Annotated in this window: 16 protein-coding genes; 10 read left to right on the top strand and 6 right to left on the bottom strand. The window is 72.8% G+C overall.

Annotated features, from left to right (window positions below):
• Positions 1–42: 42 nt before the first annotated feature.
• The 3 genes from BMX65_RS12030 to BMX65_RS12020 all read right to left on the bottom strand — a co-directional run bounded on the left by BMX65_RS12030 (position 43) and on the right by BMX65_RS12020 (position 2,886).
• Positions 43–612: a sigma-70 family RNA polymerase sigma factor gene (locus BMX65_RS12030; protein WP_239502003.1), complete on the bottom strand. Its 570-nt coding sequence runs from the start codon at positions 610–612 to the stop codon at positions 43–45.
• A 445-nt stretch (positions 613–1,057) separates the two neighbouring features.
• On the bottom strand, positions 1,058–2,062 hold the full coding sequence (locus BMX65_RS32060; protein ID WP_075000186.1) for a hypothetical protein: 1,005 nt from the start codon (positions 2,060–2,062) through the stop codon (positions 1,058–1,060).
• Between the two features lie 5 nt (positions 2,063–2,067).
• The gene (locus BMX65_RS12020; RefSeq protein ID WP_075000185.1) at positions 2,068–2,886 is read right to left on the bottom strand and encodes a transglycosylase SLT domain-containing protein; all 819 of its coding nucleotides are present in this window, start codon (positions 2,884–2,886) and stop codon (positions 2,068–2,070) included.
• A 242-nt stretch (positions 2,887–3,128) separates the two neighbouring features.
• Here BMX65_RS12020 and BMX65_RS34140 point away from each other — a divergent pair, with 242 nt between their 5' ends.
• The 8 genes from BMX65_RS34140 (at position 3,129) to BMX65_RS11980 (ending at position 12,339) form a co-directional block, all read left to right on the top strand.
• The gene (locus BMX65_RS34140; RefSeq protein WP_143081837.1) at positions 3,129–4,082 is read left to right on the top strand and encodes a DUF6668 family protein; all 954 of its coding nucleotides are present in this window, start codon (positions 3,129–3,131) and stop codon (positions 4,080–4,082) included.
• Positions 4,079–4,387, top strand: a complete 309-nt coding sequence (locus tag BMX65_RS12010) for a hypothetical protein (protein ID WP_079171836.1) — start codon at positions 4,079–4,081, stop codon at positions 4,385–4,387. Before BMX65_RS34140 ends, BMX65_RS12010 begins: the two co-directional genes overlap by 4 nt.
• 57 nt (positions 4,388–4,444) lie before the next feature.
• Positions 4,445–4,777: a hypothetical protein gene (locus tag BMX65_RS12005; protein WP_075000183.1), complete on the top strand. Its 333-nt coding sequence runs from the start codon at positions 4,445–4,447 to the stop codon at positions 4,775–4,777.
• Between the two features lie 3 nt (positions 4,778–4,780).
• Positions 4,781–5,629 carry a DUF8175 domain-containg protein gene (locus BMX65_RS12000; RefSeq protein WP_075000182.1) on the top strand — a complete coding sequence of 283 codons (849 nt, stop codon included), beginning with the start codon at positions 4,781–4,783 and terminating at the stop codon, positions 5,627–5,629.
• A 1-nt stretch (position 5,630) separates the two neighbouring features.
• Positions 5,631–6,971, top strand: coding sequence for a TrbL/VirB6 family protein (locus BMX65_RS32820; protein ID WP_075000181.1), 1,341 nt, complete (start codon positions 5,631–5,633; stop codon positions 6,969–6,971).
• A gap of 168 nt (positions 6,972–7,139) precedes the next feature.
• On the top strand, positions 7,140–8,633 hold the full coding sequence (locus BMX65_RS11990; protein ID WP_075000180.1) for an SCO6880 family protein: 1,494 nt from the start codon (positions 7,140–7,142) through the stop codon (positions 8,631–8,633).
• Positions 8,634–8,752: 119 nt separating this feature from the next.
• Positions 8,753–10,228 (top strand): ATP/GTP-binding protein, encoded by a 1,476-nt coding sequence (locus BMX65_RS11985; protein WP_079171855.1) that lies wholly within the window; start codon positions 8,753–8,755, stop codon positions 10,226–10,228.
• Positions 10,225–12,339, top strand: a complete 2,115-nt coding sequence (locus BMX65_RS11980; RefSeq protein ID WP_239502004.1) for a type IV secretory system conjugative DNA transfer family protein — start codon at positions 10,225–10,227, stop codon at positions 12,337–12,339. Before BMX65_RS11985 ends, BMX65_RS11980 begins: the two co-directional genes overlap by 4 nt.
• Positions 12,340–12,486: 147 nt before the next feature.
• Here the strand turns inward: BMX65_RS11980 and BMX65_RS11975 are convergent, their stop codons facing one another.
• Positions 12,487–13,974: a hypothetical protein gene (locus tag BMX65_RS11975; RefSeq protein WP_143081836.1), complete on the bottom strand. Its 1,488-nt coding sequence runs from the start codon at positions 13,972–13,974 to the stop codon at positions 12,487–12,489.
• 187 nt (positions 13,975–14,161) lie between these two features.
• Between BMX65_RS11975 and BMX65_RS11970 the strand changes: the two genes are divergently transcribed.
• Entirely contained in the window at positions 14,162–14,620 is a 459-nt protein-coding gene (locus BMX65_RS11970; protein ID WP_079171854.1) for a DUF4913 domain-containing protein, read from the top strand.
• Between the two features lie 219 nt (positions 14,621–14,839).
• Positions 14,840–17,650 carry an AfsR/SARP family transcriptional regulator gene (locus BMX65_RS11965; RefSeq protein ID WP_079171835.1) on the top strand — a complete coding sequence of 937 codons (2,811 nt, stop codon included), beginning with the start codon at positions 14,840–14,842 and terminating at the stop codon, positions 17,648–17,650.
• A gap of 173 nt (positions 17,651–17,823) precedes the next feature.
• Here the strand turns inward: BMX65_RS11965 and BMX65_RS11960 are convergent, their stop codons facing one another.
• Positions 17,824–19,374 carry an RICIN domain-containing protein gene (locus tag BMX65_RS11960; protein ID WP_075000176.1) on the bottom strand — a complete coding sequence of 517 codons (1,551 nt, stop codon included), beginning with the start codon at positions 19,372–19,374 and terminating at the stop codon, positions 17,824–17,826.
• A 275-nt stretch (positions 19,375–19,649) separates the two neighbouring features.
• Positions 19,650–21,137, bottom strand: coding sequence for an ATP-binding protein (locus BMX65_RS11955; RefSeq protein WP_075000175.1), 1,488 nt, complete (start codon positions 21,135–21,137; stop codon positions 19,650–19,652).
• Between the last annotated feature and the right edge of the window lie 23 nt (positions 21,138–21,160).

Genomic DNA, 21,160 nt, shown 5'->3' with positions numbered 1-21,160 from the left:
CGGCGAGTCGGGGACGGATCTCCCCTGCACCCCGACCACCGGCTACTTCGCCGGGGCGGCGGGCTTCTCCGCCACCGCCCCGGGAACGTCCAGGGCCAGCCGCAGCTTCCGCACCGCGTGGTAGAGCCGCGACTTCACCGTGCCCGGGGGTATGCCGAGCACATGGGAGACCTCACGGGTCGACCTTCCGGTGTAGTACGTCTCGTACAGCACCTCGCGGTGCGCGTGCGACAGCGTCCGGAACGCCTCGACCAGGACCAGCGAGGAGAGCACCTGGTCGACATCGTCGGCCTCGGAGAGCACGTCCTCCAACCAGGCGGCACCGTCGACCTCCTTGGGGCGGGCCCGGCGCAGGCGGTAGTCGTCGATGACGAGGTTGCGCGCCACCTTGAACAACCAAGGACGCAGGTCCTGCCCCGAGCCGACGAGTTGCTGATTGCGCCAGCAGCGCAGCAGCGTCTCCTGGACGACGTCCTCGGCGCGCTGCACGTCACCACCGAGCAACTGCAGCACATAACCCTGTAACGGCCGAGCGTGCTGCTCGTAGAGCGAGCGCATCGCCCGCTCCTGGGCGCTGGCCGCGCCCTCAGACCCCAAGACGATCCAACTCACGGTTCCAACCCCTCGAATCATGCCGCCGACGACGACGGACCGGCCCCGGGACACGCACAGCGGCCCCCTCACATGGCAGAGAGTCGCGAGGGAAGGTCCACATGCCGTTGACGACCGTTCGCCCTTCCGTGAAATGCGCACAGCGCAGTACAAATTGGGCGTAGACAGTCTTTTCCCGCTAAACCAGTGTCTTCCGTGCTTTACGAGGGATTAGATGCGCACCCTGCGGCGGAAGTTCACGACAGATCGGAGGGATTGCGTGACGCCGGTCACACACGTCGGCGGCGGGGCCGCCCTCAAAGGGCAGCCCTCGCCGTCAATCGAATATTGATGTTGCTGGTCAGCGGTCTCCTCTCCGCCCGTTGTGAACTGTGTCGCCCTCGGGACCGTGCGGCCTTCCCCGGCCTGAAGACATGTCAGACCTCGGACATCGGGCACCCGGTCGTCACGTCGGCCTGCCCGCGGTGTCCGCCAACGCGTCCATCCGCAGCCGCATATGGCGCGGCAGCGTCGTGTCGTCCGCCGCAGGTCCCCCCTGCGCCGCGAGCAGCGACCATGCTTCGAGCAGCGCCTGCCCGAGCGTCAGCACCTTCTTCGGGTCCGCGAGCAGATACCAGTTGCCGACCGCGCGCCGCAGATACCCGTACGCACGGTGGTCGCCCTGCTGGTGGCAGATCCGGGTGAGCTCCAGATAGGCCCCCGCCGCCTTCCCGTAGTTGCCGCCCTGGCGGGCGACGAACGCCTCCAGATCACGGGCCTCCAGGGCGTAGGGGTGCTCCTCTCCGTAGCTGCGCACCGCGTGCTCCCGCAGCCGGAACGCGAGCACCATCGCGCGCTGCGCCTCGCCGTCCGCCGCGGCCCGGTTGATATGGGCCACGGCCTCCGCCAGCTCACCGGGGACCATCGGCCCGGTGGGTCCGGCGACCGGTTCGGCGGGCCCGGCCACGGGTTCCGACGCGTCCGGCTCCGGGCCGGGCAGCGGGGATACAACAGCGCGCGTTTCCGGTGCCGTTGATTCCGGCGCGGGTCCACCGGGTGCGGGCGGGGCCGCCGCTTCGGGCCCGCCCTGGGCCGCCTCGGAACCGGGCTCCCCGGACGGCTCCGGGCCGGTCGCGGACGGCTCCCCCGCGGCCACCTCCGCCTGCGGCTCCACCAGTTGGCTCGACCCGTCCGGTGCGACGCGGATATGGGTCGCGTATCCGCCCTCCCGCAGATCGAGAACGGTCGCCTCGACCGGCTCGCCGCGCTCCTGGGCTGCGCGGTGTATCGCGTCGAGGACCGCGACATGGACCTCTTCCCCACTCGCCACCGGCAGGCGCTCCCCGTTGAGCGCCACGCTGCCGTTGCGGGCGATGAGGGCCTCGAAGCGGTCCGCGAGGAGCGGAGGAGCACTGTCGCCGCCCGGTTCCGAGCGGTGACCGTGCGCCGGGCCGTCGGTGGTGTCGGGCATGCGGCTCACTCTCCGCTCTGATCGGGGTCGGGCGACGGGGACTCCGAGGCGTCGGGGACGTCGTAGTCGGGGAACTCGGAGGGCGCGACCGAGCCGCCGATCCCCTCGAACCGCGGGAAGAGGGACCGGACGGTGATGACATAGCTCTGGGCCTTGCTGTCCTCGGGAACGCCGTTGGCTTCCTGGACGGCCTCCAGGCCCACCTCGTAGGCCGCGAGTGTCAGGTCCAGGACGCCCTCGTCCTCGGGGGCTCTGCCGCTGTCGACGATCGGCTTGACGCTCTTGGCGAGCGAGCACAGGTAACGGCCCTGGGCCATGATCGAGTCCTCGGGATCGGTCGCCGAGGTCTCGTCGTTGTCGTCCTCGTCCTCGCCGAACTCGTCGAACTTCTCCGGCGGGAGTTGCGAGATGCCCTTCTCGCCGTGCGGCCCGAGCATGTCCTTGTTGAACGACGACTCGTGCTCGATCTGCGCCGCGATGACGACCGGGCCGATGGCGTCGCAGATGTCACCGGCGTCCTGGATGGTCTCGGCCAGGTCCTCGGGGACGGTCTTCTCGTCCAGCTCGCCCTTGCCGTCGCCCTGGACCGACGCGGCGACCGCGTCCTCGTCGACGTCGGCCTCCGGGTTGTCGGCTCCGCTGCCACCGCCGCCGAAGAGCAGGATCAGCGCGATGATCGGGGCGAAGAGGACGCCCAGCCCGCCGAAGATGATCAGCAGGACCACGATGCCCGCCGCCGCGGGAGGCAGCATCAGGCAGCCGCAGCCCGTTCCGGCCAGGCCGACCATGGCCGCCTTTCCGGACGCTCCGCCGCTCTCGCTCACCGGCTGCCTCCTCCCTTCCGTACCGCTACCGCCACCGTTCGCCACCGAGTGTCAAGAACGGTGAACCACTTTTGCCGAAGTCCCGTTGTGGCTCTCCGACGGAGTACAACGCGCTCGCACTTCGGAACGGGAACGAGGACGAATCAGTTCAATTCGTCTTCACCATCCAGTACTCCGACCCCACCGCAGTCCTGCGGCAGCCACAGGAGCCATCAGTCGCACGAGAGGAGGCTGGACACGCGATGAGCGTCCCCCCACCGGGGTCCGCCGGGCAGACACCCGCCGGACCGCACATGTGGGTACGCGGACCGACCGCGCCCCAGCCCGAGCAGGAGGCACCGGAGCGGGCCGAGCCGTCGGCTCCGCGCCCCGAGGCGGCCCCGCAGACCGGCCCGGTGCCGGATCCGGCCGCGGCGGTCACCGCGCCACTCGACGCGGTGCGCCCGGCCGCACCGCAGCCCGACCAGGCGGCGGCACCCGCGCAGCAGCCGGACCCTGCGGTCGCCTACCAGCCGCAACCGACGGCCGCGCCCGCGCCCAGGCGGAACCCCGCGCCCGTTCCCGGGTCGGCTCCCCCGCCGGCGACCGACCCGCACCCCGGTCAGCCGGTTCCGGCTGACCCGGCGCAGCAGTGGCAGCCGCAGCCCGCGTCGCCGGCGGCTCCGGATCCGGCGGTGCAGCGCCCCGCGCCCCGTGCGACCCCGCGCCCCGGCCTGGGCCAGGCGGCGGTCCCCCGTGCGACGGCTCCCGGCGGCGGGCCCGTCAGCTGGGTCGGCGCACACGGCGGGGCGGGCACCAGCACGCTCGCCGAACTCGTCGGCGGCAGCGACCTGGAGCGCCGCCTGCCCGACCCGGCGCAGGGCGAGCCCGGACGGATGCTGCTGGTGGCGCGCACCCACGCGTCAGGGCTGCGGGCGGCCTCCCGTGCCCTGGAGGCGCTGCACTCGGGCCGGCACCCGGCGGGCGTCGACCTGCTCGCGGTGGTGCTCGTCGCCGACGCGCCCGGACGCCTCCCTCTCCACCTCATGCAGCGGATCCGCGTACTGCGCTCGGTGGCCGATGTGCACCGGGTCCCCTGGATCCCGGCGTGGCGGGGGGAGAAGCGCTCGGGTGCGCTGCCCAAATCCGTGCGCCTGCTCGCCGAGTTGGCGGGGGGCGCGGTCCAGCGCCCCGGAAGACGAGAGAAGAAGCGATGAGCGTACTGACCCGGCTGCTGGACGACGAGCCGCCCTTCGACCCGGAGACGGTGCCGCCCTACAGCCCGACCGGGAAGACGGCCGCGAACGCAGACGCGCTGCTCAACTGGCTCGCCTGGGGCGCCTCGGTGGCCGGGGTGCTCGGTCTGATCATCGTCGGCACCCAGCTCTCGCTCCAGTTGCGCCGCGGAGACATGGGCGAGGGCGCGACCTATTTCCGGGGGCTCTTCATCGTGCTCGTCGCCTCGGTCATCGCCACGACGGCGGGTCCGATCGTGGAGTGGTTCGGCCCCTACAACACCTGAATCCGTCGGGTCTCCCCCGACCGTCCCCTGTCACCAGACAAAGACAAAGGAATCCCCATGAAGATGTCGATGGTCTACTACTACCTGGCCGAGGCGGGCGTTCCGCAGCCGGAGCGGGAAGTGCCCGACGGACTCGGTGGCAAGATCAACCAGATGCTCGGCATGGCCGCGTGGGTCGGCACCGCCGCCGGCGTCCTGGGCATCGTGATCACCGGCGCGATGATGGGCATCTCCCTCAAGCGCGGCGAGAGCTCCGAACACATGAGCAGGCTGGGCATGGTGCTGGCCGGCTGCTGCCTCATCGCGGCCGCGGGTCCCTTCGCGAGCTGGCTCTTCGGCGACAGCGGCGACGGCGACGCCGCCGGGTTCCTCATTCGCGGCGGCAACTGAGCGATGCTCGGCCGTGAACGGAACGAGGTGGCGGACGACGCCCCCTTCTGGAAGCAACGCAGTTGGGTCTATTCGGCCGTGTTCCTGGGGACAGCGCTCGTCATGGCGACCTTCTCCTACCTCACGGGGGCGGACAACGGCCGAGCTGACGCCGCAACACCCGTGCCCAAGGCGGTGAAGGGCCCCCTTTCCCCCGGTGCAGAAGGCGACGACCCGCTGCCTCCGGGCAAGCGCCCGCACGGGTGCCGCACCGAGGACCAGGACATGAAGGACGCGGACGAAGAGGGAAAGCAGGAGAAGAAAGGGGAGGAGCCGGGCGAGGAGAAGCCCGGAAACGGCCTGAGCAGCGCCCGGCCGACCGCCGCACCGGAGGATGTGGTGTGGAAGAACCTGGACGGCATGCATGTGCCGACCTCCCCGTCGGTCGGGCCCACCCGCTTCGACGGACCGGTGTGGTGGTGCTACGCGCACACACCCATGGGCGCCGTCATGGCGGCGCACGGAGTCCTCACGCACATGGGCACCGACGACTGGCGCACGGTCGCGGAGCAGCAGATCGTGCCCGGAGAGGGACGCGACTCCTTCATCTCCCAGCGGTCGGGTCTCGGGCCGGATCTGGACCGCGAGGATGCCGGGGTGTACTCCGGATTCCTCGTCGGCTCGTACACCCGGGACAGGGTCCAGGTCCGTCTGCTCATCAAGGGCGTCGGCGGAGGGCTGGGAGCGACGACGGTCACCATGCGGTGGAGCGGCGGGGACTGGAAGGTCGAGCCGCAGTCGGACGGCACCCTCTACTCCGCATCGGAATCCACCGTGAGCAGCGGCGGATTCGTCAGATGGGGGGCTGCCTGAGATGGGTGACGTCTGCGGTGGTTCGGGAAATCCGCTGCTCGACGCTCTGGTCGGCTTCTTCAAGTTCCTGGGCGACCCGGTCGGCACCATCATGCGGGGCATCGGGGACCTCGTGATGCTGGGCGCCCTGGGCGCGTTCCAGTCACTGACGAAGAACATCCCCACCTTCCTGCCGAGTGCCTCGAGCCCGGTCCAGGGCCAGTTGCACTGGCTCGTCGTCTACACGGCCATCGGATCGCTGCTCTTCGCGTGCATCCGGATGGCGGCGGAACGCCGTGGTGATGCGGGGCAGACCGCGCTGCGGGGCATGCTGCGTCTGATCGTGGTGGCGGGCGGCGGAACGGCGGTCGTGGGCGCCGCCGCCGCGGTGGGCGACGGGTTCGCCTCACACCTGTACACCACCGCCATGAAGACGCAGATGAAGTCGATGGCGTGCGGTTCCTCGAAGGGCATTCCCGCGTTCCTCTACGTGATCCTCGCCTTTCTGCTGCTCATCGCGGCCATCATCCACGGGATTCTGCTCTACATCAGGCTCGCGGTGATGATCGTGCTGTTCGGCACGCTGCCGCTGGCGGCCGCTGCCTCCATGAGCGACTGGGGTGGCGGCTGGTGGCGCAAGCACATCGGCTGGATGGTCGCCTGGCTGCTCTACAAACCCGCGGCCGGCCTCGTCATCTTCGCGGGGACGGAACTCCTCACCGGAAACGCGCCCGTGAAGGATCCCAGCGACAAGGTCCACATCAAGATCGCCGGCATTTGCGTGATGCTGCTGTCGGCGATCGCCCTGCCCGCGTTGCTGAAGCTGATCGTCCCCGCCACAGCCGCGCTCGGCGGTGGCAGCGCCTTCTCGGGTGCGGCCTCCGCCGCCGGTGGCGGCATCGCCACCGGCGCGAAGTCGATCGCCTCCGCCGGGCTCTCCGGCGGAGGCGGCGGCGGGGGCGGCTCCAACTCCGGTTCCAGCACCCGGTCCGGCCCCTCCGGCGCCTCCGGGCCCGGCGGGCAGTCCGGATCCGGCGGCCGTTCCGGACCGGGGGGCAGAGCCGGGCCCGCCGCACTGGCCAAGACCGGTGGCGGAGGCGGCGGGGGCTCCGGCGGCGGGGACGGAACAAGCCCCACCGGCAGCCGTAACTCCCGCGGCGGCGGAGGTTCCGGCGGCGGCGGCAGCGGTGGGTCCGGCGGCGGAAGCGGCGGGGGCCCGAGCGGGGCCATCAGCCGCGGCGCCGGGGCGGCGGGTGTCGCACTGGCGGCCGGCGAGGCCGCCAAGGGCATCGCCAAGGGCACGGGGCAACTGTTCACCGGCGCGGTGAACGACTCCAACCCCGACCTCGGCCACAACAAGTAGGGCGCACCCGGCCGGGTGCCGCCGGACCTGCGGGACCGGCGGCACCCGGCCCGCCGCGGACCTTCGGACCCGGCGCCACCGGGACCGGAGGACCCCCGGGACACGGCCGGACCCGGCGGGCCCCGGCGGGCCTGGCGGAACCCAGAGGGACACGGAAGGAAGCAACGCATGTCAACCCAAGCCGCGTCGAGCCCGACGTACGGGAACTGGCGCAGGCCGAGACGGCCGGGACTCGGCCCCTTCGGCATGCTCGGCACCGCCGGGGTCTTCGGCGGACTGGTCGTCACCCTGCTGGCGTCGCTGATCTCGCTGTCGGCAGCGGTCGTGATCCTGGTACCGCTGACCATCGTGCTGGTGCCGCTGATCATCCGGACCCAGGACGGGCGCAATGCCTACCAACTGCTCGCGCTGCGGATCGGTTGGATGCGCCGCAAGTCCAAGGGGTCCACAACCTACGTCTCCGGGCCGCTGTCCCGGCGTCAGGAAGGGCGCTTCCAGCCGCCGGGGCTGCTGGGCCGGATGCAGATGCACGAGGGCCGGGACGCCTACGACCGGGACTTCGGCGTGCTCTTCCACCGCAGCCGGAACTTCTACACCATCGTCCTGGGCTGCGACCCCGACGGCGGTTCCCTGGTGGACCCGGACCAGGTGGACACCTGGGTGGCGTCGTGGGGCGGCTGGCTCTCCCGGCTGTCGCACGAGACGGGACTGCGCGGCGCCTCGGTCATCGTCGAGACGGCCCCGGACTCGGGCACCCGGCTCGCGAACGAGGTGCTGCCCCGGCTCGCTCCCGACGCCCCGGCCGCCGCGCGGGCCGTGATGGAGGAGGTCGTCGCGTCGTATCCGCAGGCGTCCTCCGAGATGCACACCTACATCACCCTCACCTACGGCCTGCCCCCCGGGCAGAAGCTCAAGCACGACGAGCTGATCACCGATCTGGCCACCCGCATCCCGGGGCTGCTCTCCGGGCTCGTCGGCGCGGGCGGCGGCGTCGCCTACCCGCTGTCCGCCGAGCGGATCGCCGAGGTGGTACGGGTCGCCTACGACCCGGCCGTCGCGGGCGAAGTCCTCGACATCCGCGCCCAGCACGGCGGGACCGGGCTGGAGTGGGAGGACGCCGGGCCCTCGGCCTGCGTCGAGAACGTCGCCTCCTACCAGCACGACTCCGGGGTCTCCCGCACCTGGATGCTCACCCTGGCCCCGCGCGGCACCGTGCGGGCCAACGTGCTCCGCAGCCTGCTGGAGCCCTCCCCCGGCACCCGCCGCAAGCGGGTGGCACTGCTCTACCGGCCCATCGACCCGGCGACCTCGGCGCGGATCGTGGAGGCCGACCGGCGCGCCGCCCAGTTCATGGCCACCTCCGGGCGCGGCATGGTGCAGGCGCGTGCGGCCACCGAGGTGCGCGCGACGGAGCAGACGGCCCAGGAGGAGGCGACCGGCGCCGGCCTGGTGGAGTTCTCGCTGATGCTCACCGCCACCGTCGACGACGAGGAGGACCTGGCCGACGTGAGCGCGACCATGCGCAACCTGCAGGGCGCGGCGCGGCTGTCGATGCGCCCGGCGGACCGGATGCAGGCAGCGGCCTTCAGTTGCACCCTGCCCACCGGGATCCTGCCGTGGGAGCTCACCCTGGTGCCGCGCGATCTGCGGGAGGCGCTGTGAGTCCGCGCGGCGGCCAGAAGCGGCCGAAGCAGAAGGCACCCCGCCGGGAGCCCGTCGCACCCTCCCGCGGCTGGCCGGGCCCCGGCGGCGGGCAGGTCGGCGGCATGGACCCGCCCACCATGTGGCGGGCCACGACGGTGCAGGCGTGCGGGCTGTGGCCGTTCGCGGCGGGCTCGGGCGCGCCGATGACGGGCGTCCCGTTGGGGCAGCACCTGCACACGGGCGCGACGGTGTGCGGCGACCCGCTCTCCTGGTTCACCCGGGCGCGCTACATCTCCAACCCGTCGCTGTTCATGCTCGGCATGCCGGGCCTGGGGAAGTCGACGCTGGTCAACCGGATGCTGATCGGACTGTCCGCGACCGGCGTGGTGCCGCTGGTGCTGGGCGACCTCAAGCCCGACTACGCGGACACGGTGCGGGCCCTGGGCGGTCAGGTGATCTCCATCGGCCGGGGCACCGGCGGCATCAACCTGCTGGATCCGGGCGCCATGGGCGCCGTCGCCGCCCGGATCGGCGGCAAGGCCGGGCAGGCGTTGATGGCCGAGGCGCACGGCCGGGTGCTGAACATGGTGGCCGCGCTGATCACCATCGTGCGCGGGCGGCCGATGGACGACCACGAGCAGGCCGTTCTCTCGGCTGTGCTGCACCATCTGCGCGAGCGGACCCGCCCGGGACAGGCCCCGCTGCTGCCGGATGTGCTGCGGGTGCTCAGCGAGGGCCCGGACCGGGTCCGCGCGGTGACACTGGACCGTGGGGACGAGGCCCGCTACCGGGACGCGGTCGACCCGCTGCACCGTTCGCTGCTGGGCATCCTGGACGGTCCGCTGGGCGACACCTTCGCCTCGGAGACCTCGACCCGGGTGGATCTGCACGCACCCGCGGTGTGCATCGACATCTCCCGGATCGGGGAGGCGGACACCCAGTTGACGGCGGCGGCGATGCTCGCCGCGTGGTCGGACGGGCTCGGATCGGTGGCCGCTTCCCACGCGCTGGCCGACGAGGGACTCACGCCCCGGCGCTGGTTCTTCACCGTGCTGGACGAGTTGTGGCGGCCGCTGCGCGCGGCCACCGGCATCGTCGACCGGATCGACGCGCTCACCCGCCTCAACCGCACGCTCGGCATGGGCGACGCCAAGATCACCCACACCCTCAAGGACGCCGAGTCGCTGGGCACCGACGCGGACCGGGCCAAGGCCCGCGGCTTCGTCGAGCGCGCGGGCATGGTCGTCTGCGCGGGACTCCCGCGGGCGGAGATGGAGGAACTGGGCAAGATCGTCGGACTGTCCCAGCGGGAGATCGAACTGGTCTCCTCCTGGTCCTCGCCCCCGGGCTGGGCCGTGACCGGGGACCGCGAGGAGCCGCCCGGCCGCGGCCGCTTCCTGATCAAGGTGGGCGGCCGTCCCGGTCTCCCGATCAAGGTCGGGATCACCGAGACGGAGAGCCGGCTGCACGACACCAACGTCCGCTGGGTGCAGAACGACGCCCCCGCCGAGCAGCCCGGCCCGGGCACCGGCACCGAACAGCAGCCCGCGGCTGCGCCGGATCCGGCGGCCGGGCCCGCGGCCCCGCCGGAGCCGGACAGGAGGATCGCATGAATCCGAGCCCGAGCGCGGCAGGGGGCATGCACGGCCGGGATCTGTGGCCCTGGGCCATCGTGGGCGTGATGGTGCTCGCCCTGACGACGTCCGCCGGGGTGTGGCTCGGCGGGACGCTCGGGGCCGCGCTCAACGGCGCCGGCTGGCACCCTCCGGCGTTCTCCGTCACGCTGCTGGCCACCCTGCTCACCAAGGGCTCCGGGGCACTGTGGCCGCAGGCGTCGCCCGTCGCGGTGTACTGCGGGATCGTCCTGGTCTTCGGGGCGGCCACGGCCGCGGTCGTCGTCCCTGTGTGGAGGCTGATCAACCGTTCCCGGTCGCAGACCAAGGGCCTGGCCGGGCGGCGGGAACTGGCCGCCATGCTGCCCGCCGGGATCGAGAAGCGCGCCCGGGAGCTGCGGCCCTCGCTCAAGAACCAGGCCGAACTGCATCCGGACCAGACCGGCAACCTGCTCGGCGATCTGGCGCCGGACGGGCCCGAGCTGCGCTCCTCCTTCGAGGACGTGGAGCTGGACCTGATGGCACCGCGGGCCGGCAAGTCCACCGGCATCGCGGTGCCCCGGGTGTTGCGGGCCAACGGCGCGGTGCTGCTGACCTCCAACAAGTCCGATGTCTACGCGGTCACCCGGGCGGCACGCGAACGCACCGGAGTCGTCTGGACGTTCGACCCGCAGGGCATCGCCCACAGCACGCGGGGCATGTGGTGGGACATCCTGGCCGACTGCCACACCATCGAGGGCGCCCGTCGGCTGGCAGGGCACTTCGTCGCGTCCGTCAACGACGACGCCTCCAAGAAGGACTTCTGGATCTCGGCCGCCCAGAACACCCTCACCGCGCTGTTCCTGGCCGCGGCGCGCGGCGGCGCCGCGGTCACCGACCTGCTCGGCTGGCTCGCCGACCCCGCCGACCGCACCCCCGTGGACCTGCTGCGCGACGCCGACATGATCGCCATGGCCGAGCAGCTCCAGGGCACGGTGCGCGGCGCCGTCGAGACCCGGGACGGCATCTACGAGACGGCGCGGCAGTGTGTGGCCTGCCTGCTCGACCCCGAGATCGCCGCCTGGGTGCAGCCCGACCCGGAGCTGCCCGAGTTCCGTCCGCACGAGCATGTACTGGGCCGCGACACGCTCTACCTGCTCTCCAAGGACGGCGGCGGCTCCGCCGCGGGCGTCATCGCCGGACTCGCGGACGCCACCCTGCGTGCCGGAGTGATCGCCGCCGAGCGGATGGGCGGCCGGCTCGACCCGCCGATGACGGCCGTGCTGGACGAGGCCGCCAACGTCTGCCGCATCTCCGACCTGCCCGACCTCTACAGCCACCTGGGCTCCCGCGGCATCAACGTGGTGACCCTGCTGCAGAGTTACCGGCAGGGCTCCCGGGTGTGGGGCGAGGCGGGCATGGACGCGCTGTGGAGCGCGGCCACCGTCAAGCTCCTGGGCGCAGGACTGGACGACGCCGACTTCGTGGACAAGGTCTCCAAACTCGTCGGCCAGCAGGACGTGAAGACCGCGTCCTACTCGCGCAGCAAGGAGGGCGGCTCCCACTCGGTCTCCTACCGGCTGGACCCCATCCTGCCCCCGGACAAGATCCGTGCGTTGCCCAAGGGCACGGCTCTGCTCCTGGCCACCGGTATCCGCCCGGCGCTCATCCGGCTGCGTCCATGGTTCAAGGAGCCGGGCGCGGGAGCCATCTCGGCCGCGGCCAAGGCGGAGGCCGAAGCCATCACCCGGCGGGCGGCCCAGGCTTGGGCGGGCAGCGGGACGGGCGGGGGCGCACCCGCCGGAATGAGCGTCGGAGTCGAGCACAGCGCGGAAGACCACGAGGACGACTACGACTACGACGACTACGCCAACTACGAGGACGACCACGAGCGCGACCACGGATACGACGACGCCCCCTACCCGTCGGACATCGGCCGCCCGGCGCCGCCCTCCGGCTGGGCAGCGCCGGAAGACGCCCAGGGGGCGGCGTTCCTGGAGAAGGCCCCTCCGGGAGACGTGGACCGCTCGGAGAGCGCCGGGTACGTCACTCCGGACGGCCCCGCAGGCAGCGGCCCGTCCCACGGCCTGTCCGACGACGGGTTCCGGTGGACCCGCGAAGCGACGAAGTGACCGGTCGCAGACCCGCCTCGACCGGGAAGGGGCGGGGCGGCGGCAGGTGAGGTGCCGCCGCCTCACCTGCCGGGCCACCCGCACAGGAAGCCCGTCGCGTCCACCGCACCCGCCGCACCCGCCGTGCCCGTCGCGTCCACCGCACTCCTAACGGCTGCGCGACGGACCCCGCTTCGGTGTCCCGGTCTGCTGCACGGCGGGAGCACGGTAGGGCGACGGCGGCGAGGGCGCCGGGGTCCCTGTCCCCCGCGCCTCGCCGCCGGGAAGGTGGTGCTCGAGCGACTGGTTGGCCACGACCGGGCTGAAGCTGGGCGAGACGGTCCGCGACACCGGACTCACGGTGGGACTGACCGGTGTTCTGACGGTCGGATCGGCCGAGCTCTGAGCCGGACTCACCGGCCTCGTCCCCGGACTCCCCGCAGGCGAGGAGTTCCGGGCCCGACCGGGTGCGGTGTCGGGCGCGTCCAGCGGAAGCTTGGGAGGAGGGACGGGCAGTTTGGGCGGTACGGGCGGACCGGTCCGGCGCACCGCGGTGTCCGCCCGGTCGGGAGCCACGGCCCGGGACACCGCACGGGTGGCGGCATTGTCGGTACGGGGCCCCGGAGCCGCCTGCGGAAGAGGGGCACGGGATGGCGCCACCGGCGTCTGGCCCGCATAGTGCGGCAGTTGGGGCAGTCGCGGTGGCGCGGCCATGCGGGCCCCGGGGACCGCAGGCGCACCCTCCTCGGCCGTACGGGCACGGGTGCCGCCCTGCTGCGCCGGTTTCCGGGCCGTCAGCCTGGAGAGCCAGGACCGTTCGGACGGCGGCGCCTCGGTGCTCTTCGCGTACGAGCGGGCCGCTTGCGCGAGTGAGACGTTGAAGGGCAGCAGATTGCGGCTCGCGGCCACCTGGTAGCGGGTCTTGCCGTCGATGAGCTTCGAGACCTCCGCCCGGACAGCCGCTTGCTGCTCAGGGCGGAGCTTCCCGTACTGCTCGAGGGCCGAGACGGCGCCGTCTGCCGGCTGCTCCTTCATCAGGCGCCGTTGCCCGTCGCGCTGTTGCGGCGGCGGCGCGAAGCCCTGGCCCGGAGGAGGCATCGGATAGCCGGGCCCCTGCGGTGCGAAGCCCGGCGGCGGCTGGGCGAAGGGGGGTGCCCCAGCGGGACCGCGCCCCTGCGCGAAGCCCGGCGCCTGCGGGAATCCGGGCGCCTGGGCAGAGCCCGGTGCTGCCAGGGACTGCTGCCTGCCGGGGGGTTCGGGGTTCCACTGGTACCCCTGGAGATCCGGGGACTGCCGGGCCTCGGCCCATGGCGCCTGGTAGTCCTCCTGGCTCCGGGTGGGAGGCGGCTGTTCGAAGTGGTGCTCTCCCCCGCCGGCCGCCGGCGCCGGTCCGGGCCGGTAGCGCAGCACGCGCAGCCAGATGTCGCGCAGCACGCGCAGCAGTTCGTCCGCGACATCGTCCGTCGCCTGTCCCGCCGAGCCCGGAGCCGGCGGTGGGCCCGAGTGCTGTACCGCCGCTCGGGGCAGCGGTCCCCAGGCGGGAGGTGCGGCGAACTCCTGCTGTCGCGCACGCGTGCTGGCCCGTAGCTCCTCGTCGAGCAACTGCCGCGCCAACCGCTGGGGCCGGAGACGGCGTGGACCGGTCGGCTCAGGCATGGGGACGTCCTCCGCGTCGTCGGCACCGGCTGCTCGACGACGTCACGGATCCGCTCGGCGTTCGGTTCAACGGTCCGCCGGAAGCCGACCGGACCGGGTGAACCGGGCGCGGCCGCGGCACGTGGTGTTCTCGACGGCACTGCCGGAGCCGACCGTGACCGCAGGAGCAGGAGTACCGGAAATGTCCATGGACGACGAGACCTTGAGCCACGCCCAGGACGGCGGGGGGAGCGCGGTGGATCGGCCGGACGGTGCCGAGGAGAAGTCCGCCACGCCCCGGTTCATCCTCTACAAGGACGGGCCGGAGTACCAGATGGAGTTCCAGCGGCTGACCCAGTGGACGCACCACGTCCTGCTTCCGGTCTACGGCCGGGAAGTCACCTCCACCGCTCCCTGGTGCTCGCGCTGGTGGGAACACCCCGAAGCGATCGCGCAGCTCCACGGTCTGTGGCTGGCATGGGCCGCACTGACCGGCCCGGACGCGGACATGACCGGCCCTGCTTCCTGGCACCGGGACTTCCTGGGACCGGTGATGAGCAGTCTCCGGGACCCCTCGGGTCCGTTCGCCGGATGCAAGCCGGGGAACCACCGGCCGAAGGAGGTACCGCCCGTGGAGTCGCTGTTCCCGCCACCGCACGCCGCCTGAGAAGCGGGTCCCGCCACCGGATCCGACCGGTGCCTCCCGGTACGATCTCGAACACGTCACGTTCCGAAGTCCGGGCGGGAACCTCTCGGTGAGAAATGCAACCGGGTGCTTCCGGATCGTTCGGGCCTCGGTAGAGTCGAACTCGTGAACGTGAGCCATACGACCTCCCTGCGTGTTGCTGTTTTAGGACCGGTCCGAGCCTGGTGCGGGGAGCAGGAGGTGGCCCTCGGGTCACCGCAGCAACGTGCCGTGTTCGCCGCGCTGCTGCTGCGCCGCGGGCGGCCCGCGACGGTGGGCGAACTGGTCGACGCCATCTGGGGCGAGGACCCGCCGTCAGGTGCGGTCACCGTGCTGCGTACCTACGTGTCGCGGCTGCGCAAAGTGCTGGAGCCGGGCCGGAAGTCCGGGCAGGCTCCGCGAGTGATCGTCTCCTCCGCGGACGGCTATCTCGTCAGGGTGGCCCAGGACGGCTTCGATCTCGACGTGTTCGAGCGACGCGTGGCCGAGGCGAAGAAGCTGCGCACCGGCGGTTCGCTGCGCGCCGCCGACGAGTTGCTGCAGGCGGCACTGGAGCTGTGGGACGGCAGGCCGCTGGCCGGCGTCCCGGGCCCGCTGGCCGCGGCCGAGCGCTACCGGCTCGACGAGCAATGGCTGAGCACCTGCGAGAGCCATCTGGACCTCGGCCTGGAGCTGGGGCGCCATGAGGAAGTGGCCGCCGGGCTGACGGCGCTGACGACCGGGAACCCGCTGCGCGAACGGCTCTACGAGCTGCTCATGCTGGCGCTGTACCGGTCCGGGCGGCAGGCCGAGGCCCTGGCCGCGTACGGCGAGATCCGCGGGACGCTCATCTCGGAGCTGGGCGTCGAGCCGGGCGCCGCCCTGGTCGACCTGCACACCCGGATGCTGTCGGCCGATCCGTCGCTGCGCGCGCCGGCCCCGGCGCAGTCCTCCCAGGGCACGGCGGCGGACTCCCCGCAGCCGGCGGCTGCGGCCCGCCCGGCGCAACTCCCCGCCGATCTGCCGGTCTTCACCGGCCGGGAGAGCGAACTGGCCCAGACGCACAGCCTGCTGCCCGCCGACGGCGGGCATCCGAACGCGGTGGTGATCAGTGCGATCGGCGGCATGGCGGGGGTGGGGAAGACCACCCTGGCGGTGCACTGGGCGCACGAGATCGCCCACCGGTTCCCCGACGGCCAGCTCTACGTCAACCTGCGGGGCTTCGACGCGACCGGGTCGGCGATGGTTCCGGACGAGGCCACCCACGGGTTCCTCGACGCGCTGGGCGTGCCCCCCGGGCAGATACCCGAACGCCCCGACGGGCGCACGGCGCTGTTCCGCAGTCTGCTCGCCGACCGGCGGGTCCTGCTGCTGCTGGACAACGCCCGGGACACCGAACAGGTGCGGCCCCTGCTGCCCACCGGCCCCGGCTGCCTCGCCATCATCACCAGCCGCAACCAGCTCACCGGTCTGATCGCCAACGACGGAGCCCATCCGCTGACCCTGAACCCCCTCCCGCTCGCCGACGCGCGCGACTTCCTGGCCCGGCGGATCGGTACGGCCCGGATGGCGGCCGAGCCGGAGGCCGCGGACGAGATCATCGCCTGCTGCGCACGGCTCCCCCTGGCGCTGGCCATCGTCGCCGCGCGCGCCGCGACCCACCCCAGTTTTCCGCTGTACGCGGTCGCCGAGGAGCTGCGGGACAACCACGGCAGCCTCGACGCGTTCACCGGCGGCGACCTCAGCACCGACGTGCGCGCGGTGTTCTCGTGGTCGTACCACGCGCTGTCGGCCCCGGCCGCCCGGCTGTTCCAGTTGCTGGCCGCCGCGCCCGGACCGGACATCTCCGCGCCCGCCACCGCCGCCCTGGCGGGCCTCGACCTGCGCGAGTCCCGCGGGCTGCTCACCGAACTCACGCACGCCCATCTGCTGACCGAGCACTTCCCCGGCCGCTACGCCTTCCACGACCTGCTGCGGATCTACGCCCACGAGCAGGCAGACTGCGAGGAGGCGGCGCCGGAGCGCGCGCAGGCGGTCGAGCGGATCCTCATCTGGTATCTGCACGCCTCCGCCGCGGCCTCCCGGTTCATCACCCCGAACCGGCCGCGGGTGCCGCTGGTGCCGCTGCCCGAGGGCTGTGTCGCGCCCCGGTTCACCACCTACGACCAGGCGCTGAAGTGGTGCTCGGCCGAACGCCCCAACCTGATCGCGGCGATCAACCAGGCCGCCGCCGGCGGCCACTCCGCCCTCGCCTGGCGGCTGACGGCGGCCCTGTGGGGCTTCTTCTATCTGCGCAGCCACACCAACGACTGGCTCTCCTGCAACCGCGTGAGCCTGGCGGCGGCGCGCCGGGACGGTGACCGGAAGGGCGCCGCCGAAGCACTCACCGGGGTGGCCAACGCGCTGACCAACGCGGGCAGGCTGGACGAGGCCATCGACCACTACCACCAGGCGCTGGCCGCCTGGCAACTGCTCGGCGACGAGAGCGGCGCCTCGCGGATCACCGGCAACCTCGGCGACGTCTGCCTGCGGGCCGGCCGGATCGAGGAGGCCCTGGTACACCTGCGGAAGGCGCTGAAGACCTACCAGACGCTGGGACACGGCTGGGGCGAGGGCATCTGCCTGAACAACCTGGGCGAGGCCCATCTGCGGCTCGACCGGCTCGACGAGGCGCGCACCTACCTGGAGCAGGCACTGGAGGTCCAACGCGCCACCGACAACACCTGGGTGGAGGGCATCTCGCTGGACTTCCTGGGGACGGTCCACCACCGCCTCCAGCACCACGACGCGGCCATCGAGCACTACCAGCACGCGCTCACCAAGCACCGGGCGGTCGGCAACCGGTGGGGCGAGGCGCAGACCATCGACCACCTCGGCGACGTCCACCTCGCCACCGGTGCGCCGGATGCCGCGCGCAAGCACTGGAGCCGTGCCCTGGCGCTGCTGGAGGAGTTCAACCATCGGGACGCCGCCGGCATCCGCGAGAAGCTCGGCTCGCTGGACGGCGAGCCCGACGGGGCACCGCAGGGCTGACCCTCCGGTCGGCGCCGAGTGCCGGTCGGCCCGGGGGCCGGGCCCTCCCGCCGCGCGGCCGACGGTGGGCGCAGCGGGGGCCGGAAGGCTGGGCGGCGGGGCCGCGAGCCGGGCCCGTGAGCGGGGCCCGGCCGACGCCGGTAACCGCTGCGCTCCCCGGTCGGGCCCGGGCCTCACGGCTTCTTGAAGCGCCACTGGTGGTCGTCGGCGTCGTCACAGCCGAAGATCAGCAGACGGGCGTTCGTCTTCTCCCCGGCGCCCGCCACATCGAGGCACTGGTTGCCGCTCTCGTGGTTGCGGATCCAGTACGTGCCGTTGGAGCGCTTGTCGAGCCACCAGAGCTGGTTGTCGTTCTTGGGACGGCAGTGGTACTCGGTCACCGGCGCCCGCGCCGCCACCGGACCGTATCCGGCCAGGTCCAGGCACAGGTTGTCCTTGACGTTGCGGATCAGGTAGAGGTCGGCCTTGCCGGGGCCGCCGTCCTTCACCTTCAGGTCCAGCTTCCACCGCTGGTTGCCGCCCCGGGCCCCGGCGGTGGTGTCGCAGGCGCCCTGCTGGACCGGGCCGTCCGGCTTGCCCTTGCCGGTGCCGGGCACGTCCAGGCAGCGGCCGGTCTTCCGGTTCACGACCATGGTCACCCCGTGCGGGATGCGGCTGCGCTTCGGCGCCTTCTTGACGTGCTTGTCCTTGTCGCCGGAGGACTTCTTGTCGGACGAGCCGGAGTCCTTCGCGGTGTCCTCGTCGCTCTCGGCGTCGTCGTCGGACTTCTCGGGCTTCGAGTCCGCCGACTTCGGCTTGTCCTTCTCGTCGTCCTTGTCCTTGGGCGAAGGAGACCCGGACGGGGAACCGCTGGGGTAGGGCGGGCGGGAAGGGTGCACCGACCCGCCGGGGCCGCGGTCCGGCTCCTCCTTCGGATCCTCGACCCGGATCTTCCCGTCCGCCTTCTGGTCGGTGCCCCCGCTGCTGGCCCCGGCCAGCGCCAGCGGCGTGGTGACCAGCGCCGCCACCGCGACGGCCACGCCTCCGACCACCCACGGCTTCTTGAGCAGGCTGGTGGGCACGAACTCCACGTCCGAGCCGCGCGTCGCGCCGCCCGCGGCCTTCCCGGAGCCGGGCGAGCGCCCCGGGAGGGACGGGCGCCGTATCGACGGCATCGACGGCATCGACGGGCGCGGGATCGAGGGCCGCGGGATCGACGGCATGGCGGTGCGCGACCGGGCCGCGGCCTCAGCAGGTCGCGGCTGCCCGGCGGGCGCGGCCGCCGCGCTGCCCGCGACGGCCGGTGCGCCGTTCCCGGCCGCCGGTTGCGGGACGGTCGGCCCCTCCCCCGCCGCGGGATCGGCCGAGGGCATCGGCGCCGGTCGGGCCGGGGCCGCGGCGTCGGCTTCCCTGGCGTCGGCGGCCGCGGCGTCGGCTTCCGCAGCGTCGGCGGCCGCGCCGTCCTGGCCCACGAGGCGGCTGGAGCCGTCGGGGCCGACCTCGACGCGCACCGCGTAGCCCGTCGCCGGATTGGAGATGGCCGCCGTGACCGGGTCGTCCCGAAGCTGCGCATACCCGTGCAGGGTGTCGAGGATCGCGGTGTCCAGCGGCTGGTCCCCGAGCACCGGGACCGGCTCGCCGTCGATCGATGCGGCGCCCTCGCCGGTGATGACGACGTCGAAGGGGACGGGCTCGGACTGCCCCGGCGGCACGCCGGGCGGCCGCGCTTCTCCGTCCTCGCTCATGTTGCACCACTTCCTGACGTCTCGGCTTGCGACGAACGAACTCCCGGATGAACACGGGCTCCTGGACGGATCGGTTCAACCGCCGTCGCGGCAGCCCGCAACCGGGCCCGCCCCGTCGCCGGACCGGGCCCGGGGCGCCGAACGGGGAGCGCGCCCCGGGCCCGACTCGGGCGGAGACCCGGGTGGGGGCCCGGCCTCCGCCTCTGTTCACGGATCGGAGGCCGGAACGGTTCACCGGCGGGGCCGGGAGGTCGCCCCGGCCGGCCGCCGTGGGCTCAGGCCGGTTTGTTCCAGCGCTTGTTGGTGTTGTTGACGTCCAGTTCCCCGGCGGTCAGGTCCACATGGACGGGGATGCCCGGACGGCTGCCGACCTTGACCAGGAAGTTGCCGAGGCCGGGCGGGTCGGCCTGGCGGCTGCGGGAGCTGTCCCAGGCCGGCGGCGTGGACCAGTCGACCAGCAGCCGCTTCTCCACCTCGGTGAGCTCCACCACCTGGGCCAACTGCGGCATCTCGGCCGGGGGCAGACCGGCGCAGACGACCATGCCCGCACGCTCGACGAAGCCCTTCGCCTTGATGCGGTCCTCCTCCGTGGGCAGCGCGAGCAGGTCGCCGATGGTGTGGGTGACCATGGCGAGGCCCACGCCGCGCTGCCGGTCCAGCCGGGTGAGGGCGTTGACCCGGTCGACCAGCCCCCGGCCCGCCTGCAGCACCCGCCACAGTTCGTCCATCACCAGGAAGTGGTTGCGCTGCGGCTCCAGTCCGGCGTCCGCGAGCGCGTGCGCCGTGGAGACCGCACCGAACCCGTAGGACCAGCAGGACAGCAGCGCGGCGGCCTGGAGCAGGGTCTCGCTGTCGTCGATGCTGCTGACGTCGAAGCACACCGGCCGGTCGAGTTTCATCGGCTCGGTGGTCGGGCGGGCGAACGAGTCGCCCAGCAGGCCGTCTCCCAGCAGCGCGGTCAGCGACGCCTCCAGGTTCTCGGTGATGTCCCGGTAGCGCGTGATGTCGCCGCGGTCGAGGGCGACGGCGCGCACCGACTCCGGGGCCTCCTTGATGACCTGCACCAGGTCCGCCAGGACCGGTGTCCGGCCGGCGCCGTGCCGGTCGTCGAGGACGTCCAGCGCCGCGGCCAGCACGGTCTCCTCGCGGTCGCTCGGCGGCTCCGAGCGCAGGATGGTCACCAGCGCGGACACCATGTGCAACCGGCGGCTGTGGGTGGCGGCCAGCAGTTGCCGGCGCGCGTCCCCGGTGAGCCGGGCGGCCGCCGCCGTGGACTCCCCCGGGTCGAGGACGTTGAGATGCCCGCGTCCCCGGCCCAGGCTGATGACCTGCCCGCCGATCGCCCGGATGAGGTCGACGTAGTCGGGCTTGAGGTCGCCGAAGATGAGCGGGTGGACACCGTAGCCGGACAGGCCGAGCGCCATCCGCCGCACCACGGTGGACTTGCCGAGTCCGGGGCGGCCGAGGACGAACATCGACGGGTTGGCCAGCAGGCCCGTGCGCATGAACCAGCTCACCGGATCGCAGCAGACCGTGGCCCCCGAGTCCAGGTCGCGGCCGAGCGGGACCCCCACCATCGGGGTCCCCGCTCCGGCCCCGAACGGCCACAGGCCGCAGACCTGGACGGAGGTGCCGCGCCATTCGGGTGCCGGATCGACGTATCCGACCATGCCGCCGCCGCGGCCGGGCCAGCCCCGCGCGGTGGCCTGCGGCAGGCTCGGGTCGGCCCCGCGTCCCCGCGTCTTCTCGGCCTTGCGTGCCATCGAATCCTCCTGTGCTGTGTGGC

Source organism: Streptomyces qinglanensis (genome assembly GCF_900111245.1).
GTDB lineage: Bacteria > Actinomycetota > Actinomycetes > Streptomycetales > Streptomycetaceae > Streptomyces > Streptomyces qinglanensis.
The sequence above is the reverse complement of the archived record's forward strand: the minus strand, read 5'-3'. Positions and strand labels throughout refer to the sequence as shown.

Excerpts from the sequence above, each read along its gene's own strand:
- BMX65_RS32060 (WP_075000186.1), bottom strand. The coding sequence starts at position 2,062 with ATGCCCGACACCACCGACGGCCCGGCGCACGGTCACCGCTCGGAACCG.
- BMX65_RS34140 (WP_143081837.1), top strand. The coding sequence starts at position 3,129 with ATGAGCGTCCCCCCACCGGGGTCCGCCGGGCAGACACCCGCCGGACCG.
- BMX65_RS12010 (WP_079171836.1), top strand. The coding sequence starts at position 4,079 with ATGAGCGTACTGACCCGGCTGCTGGACGACGAGCCGCCCTTCGACCCG.
- BMX65_RS12005 (WP_075000183.1), top strand. The coding sequence starts at position 4,445 with ATGAAGATGTCGATGGTCTACTACTACCTGGCCGAGGCGGGCGTTCCG.
- BMX65_RS12000 (WP_075000182.1), top strand. The coding sequence starts at position 4,781 with ATGCTCGGCCGTGAACGGAACGAGGTGGCGGACGACGCCCCCTTCTGG.
- BMX65_RS32820 (WP_075000181.1), top strand. The coding sequence starts at position 5,631 with ATGGGTGACGTCTGCGGTGGTTCGGGAAATCCGCTGCTCGACGCTCTG.
- BMX65_RS11990 (WP_075000180.1), top strand. The coding sequence starts at position 7,140 with ATGTCAACCCAAGCCGCGTCGAGCCCGACGTACGGGAACTGGCGCAGG.
- BMX65_RS11985 (WP_079171855.1), top strand. The coding sequence starts at position 8,753 with ATGTGGCGGGCCACGACGGTGCAGGCGTGCGGGCTGTGGCCGTTCGCG.
- BMX65_RS11980 (WP_239502004.1), top strand. The coding sequence starts at position 10,225 with ATGAATCCGAGCCCGAGCGCGGCAGGGGGCATGCACGGCCGGGATCTG.
- BMX65_RS11975 (WP_143081836.1), bottom strand. The coding sequence starts at position 13,974 with ATGCCTGAGCCGACCGGTCCACGCCGTCTCCGGCCCCAGCGGTTGGCG.
- BMX65_RS11970 (WP_079171854.1), top strand. The coding sequence starts at position 14,162 with ATGGACGACGAGACCTTGAGCCACGCCCAGGACGGCGGGGGGAGCGCG.
- BMX65_RS11960 (WP_075000176.1), bottom strand. The coding sequence starts at position 19,374 with ATGAGCGAGGACGGAGAAGCGCGGCCGCCCGGCGTGCCGCCGGGGCAG.
- BMX65_RS11955 (WP_075000175.1), bottom strand. The coding sequence starts at position 21,137 with ATGGCACGCAAGGCCGAGAAGACGCGGGGACGCGGGGCCGACCCGAGC.